This window comes from Blautia sp. AF26-2, assembly GCF_003460955.1.
In the GTDB taxonomy this organism is placed as follows: Bacteria; Bacillota; Clostridia; order Lachnospirales; family Lachnospiraceae; genus Fusicatenibacter; species Fusicatenibacter saccharivorans.
Map to the genome: position 1 here is coordinate 1 of NZ_QTWD01000026.1, position 3373 is coordinate 3373.

At 44.3% G+C, this 3373-nt stretch carries 5 protein-coding genes; all 5 read left to right on the forward strand.

Features of this window, described 5'->3' with window-relative positions; genetic code table 11:
- Positions 1-3: 3 nt before the first annotated feature.
- The gene (locus DWY63_RS17810) at positions 4-186 is read left to right on the forward strand and encodes a hypothetical protein (protein WP_082424984.1); all 183 of its coding nucleotides are present in this window, start codon (positions 4-6) and stop codon (positions 184-186) included.
- A 108-nt stretch (positions 187-294) separates the two neighbouring features.
- On the forward strand, positions 295-1692 hold the full coding sequence (locus DWY63_RS17815; protein WP_117802757.1) for an ATP-binding protein: 1398 nt from the start codon (positions 295-297) through the stop codon (positions 1690-1692).
- A 154-nt stretch (positions 1693-1846) separates the two neighbouring features.
- Positions 1847-2188, forward strand: coding sequence for an IS66 family insertion sequence element accessory protein TnpA (gene tnpA / locus DWY63_RS18240; protein ID WP_173841882.1), 342 nt, complete (start codon positions 1847-1849; stop codon positions 2186-2188).
- Entirely contained in the window at positions 2181-2534 is a 354-nt protein-coding gene (gene tnpB / locus DWY63_RS17825; RefSeq protein WP_117802758.1) for an IS66 family insertion sequence element accessory protein TnpB, read from the forward strand. Before tnpA ends, tnpB begins: the two co-directional genes overlap by 8 nt.
- 152 nt (positions 2535-2686) lie before the next feature.
- On the forward strand, positions 2687-3373 hold a 687-nt coding region (locus tag DWY63_RS17830; RefSeq protein WP_147343097.1), incomplete at its 3' end, for an IS66 family transposase zinc-finger binding domain-containing protein.

The following is a 3373-nucleotide window of genomic DNA, read 5'->3' on the forward strand; positions in this document are numbered from 1 at the left end:
CAGATGGCTTTTATAAAATGTCAATATACGGATGATTACCTACTTACCTGTGTACAGCTCGGTATCAGCATTGCCGACCTTGACCTGCTGACCATCGGGTTGGTCAATGATATGTTCACGGAGCGGCAGAATGACGGCTATTCGTACAAAGAGCTGGCAAGTCAGTCGGACTTCGATCGATTTTAAAGGTTCGACTTATTTTACTTGACTTTGCAGACTATCTGATTTATTATACTCGTAAAGAAGTAACTTACGAGTTACTAACTCACGAGTATAATTATTGGAGGTGAGCAGATGAGTCAATTCTATTGCCGTGAGGATGAGCTGCGGAAACTGAATAAACGGTATGCAGGTGATAAGTTTGAGTGCATTGTCATCTACGGCAGACGGCGTGTTGGTAAAACGGCACTGATCAACGAGTTCTGCAAAGATAAGCCTACCATTTTCTTTTCTGCATTGAACACGACAGGAAAGGAAAATCTGGAAGCTCTCTCAAAGTCGATTATGAGTTTTGAGCGGCCGGATATGGAGTCTGCACCGGAGTTCAGGTCCTATGATGCAGCTTTGGATGAGTTGACAGCACTTTCAAAGGAAAAGAGGATTGTCTTTGTCATTGATGAGTATCCTTATCTTGCAAAAGCAAAACCAGCTATTTCAGCGATGCTGCAGCACATCATCGACCACAAATGGACAGAGTCCAAGATGTACCTGATTCTTTGCGGCTCCTCTATGAGCTTCATGGAGAGTCAGGTGCTTGGAAAGGAAAGTCCGTTGTATGGCAGACGTACTGGCCAGTTTAAGATTGAGCCGCTAGACTATAAAGAAACCGCTGTGTTCCACCCAAATCTGTCTGCAGAAGACAATTCCCTGATTTATGGGATCACGGGAGGAGTTCCCCACTATATCAATAAGTTGGATGTGCGAGATAGTGTGGATGAAGCTCTGTTGGATAATTTCTTTGACCGCTCCAGCTATCTGCATGAGGAACCGGGGAACTTACTGAAGCAGGAACTCCGGGAGCCGGCCATTTATAATGCAATCATTAAAGCGATTGCAGAAGGTGCTTCCCGAATGAACGATATCAAGATGAAGGTCGGCGAGGAAAACTCGGTCGTATCGAAGTACCTGAAAACGCTGATCGACCTTGGCATTGCGAAGAAAGAAACACCGATTACAGAAAAACCGGGTAAGAAAACCATCTATCTGCTGGCTGATAACTTCTTCCGTTTCTGGTATCGGTTTGTGCCAATCAATATGAGTGCCATTGACTCTGGCAGAATTGCAAAGACCTATCCACACGCTGTAAAGCAGTATCTTCCTGATTACATGGGTCTAATTTATGAGAAGATGTGTCAGGATTACCTGCTCTATTATTCGGATAGCCTTCCTATTGAGCTGAGTGAAATCGGCCAGTGGTGGGGGACAGACCCGAAGAAGAAAAAGCAGATACAGATTGATATCGTCGGAACTCCTGTTGAGGGCAAAGACTATATCATCGGTTCATGCAAATACCGGAATGAGAAAATCGGTGTGGATGAACTCGATTTGATTCGGGATTATGCCTCAGTTTTTGGAAAGGGCAACAACTATCACTACTATATCTTCTCGAAAGGCGGATTCACAGATGGACTTCTTCAGGCACAAGAGCGAGGTGAAGTTCGGCTGATAACGCTGGAAGACATTTACAAGTAAAAATTCTAATCAACCCTGCTGGTGAAAGCTGGCAGGGTATTTTTATACCCATTTTTAGCCTGTCTGCTCGTAAGTAGGTAATCATCCGTATCTGTTTTTTTGTTTTTTATTCTGCTACAATCTCCTTAAAACTCAGGAGGTATTCTATATCACTATGAATAAAGAAGAAAAAGCAAAACTCTGGTCTGACCGTATCCAACAATACCAGACCAGTGGACAAACATGTAAACAATGGTGTACAGAAAACGGTATCCCTTTATCTACGATGGGATATTGGATCCGCAGATTTGCAAAAGAAGAGCCGGCATCCGAATCTGAACAGGATATGGTCTTTGTCAGACTTCCATCTGAGCAGGAAGCTGCCAGAAAGCTGCTCTCTGAGGAATCTTCATCGGTGCGTATTTTTATTTCAGACAGTATCCGTATTGAAATATCTGATTCCTGCAGACCGGAACTGATGGAATCTATACTGGGATTCCTGCAGCGCCATGCTTGACCTGGCAGGAGGAACAACGGTATATCTTTCCTGCGGAGTCACTGATCTGAGAAAAAGTTACAATGGTCTGGCCGCCATCATCAAATTAAAATTTCACCTCGACCCACACTCACGCTGCATGTTTGCGTTCTGCAACCGTCGGCGTACTTCTATAAAGATCCTTCAATGGGATGGATCTGGATTCTGGAGCCTGATGAAACGGCTCGACCGTAATGCTTTTCAATGGCCGGATACTCCAGATGAACTCCGTCAGGTGACTCTGAAAGAGATCCACTGGCTGTGTGACGGGCTCTCTTTAAATCCCAGGGGTGCATTTGAGGAACACCATCCAAAGATCATCCTGTAAGCATAAGACAGCGGAGCTGTCAATCCCGTAAAAATCATGAAAAACAGGGCATTTCCCAGCGTATTTCCTATATCTGGAAACGCAGTTTTTTATAGGAAAACAGCTGGAACCATGATATACTTTTTATAACGCTAAAGCAGGGAGGACAGGACATGGAACCGATCTTTACAGATAAACAGCTGAATAACATGAGCCGTGAAGATCTGATCTCATTGATGAAGATCGTACAGGAACAGACAAAGAAGAAGGATACAGAGATCCAGCTGCTGAAGGATAAACAGAAAGAACTCGAATTCTTAAATGCCATGCTCTCTGACCGTCTTACCCTTGCGCAGAGAAAACAGTTTGGGGCATCCAGTGAAAAGTATGCCGAAGACTATGAACAGATGAACCTGTTCAATGAGGCAGAAGCCAATGCGGATGCGGAAACAGAGGAACTTTTTGAAGAGATCCGGTCATCCTCTTATAAACGTAAAAAAAGAAAAGGAAAGAAGGAAGAAGATCTTTCCAATTTTGAGATCGTTGAGACCAGGACCTATAAACTGGAAGGGGAAGCCCGTTACTGTCCGGCATGCGGAAAAAAATACAGCGTAGTAACAAAGGAGACCGTAAAACGCCTGCGTTTTATACCTGCAAAGTTTGAGGTTGAAGAAGAGATCACTTATGTATACAGCTGTCCGGAATGCGGATCCATGAAACGTCCGGAAAAAGAACCTTCCCTGATCCGTGGGAGCATTGCTACACCTTCCCTCGTAGCAGGTATCATGAACGCTAAATATGTAAACGGGATGCCTCTGGCACGTCAGGAAAGAGAGTTTGCCAGATATGATCTCGATCTC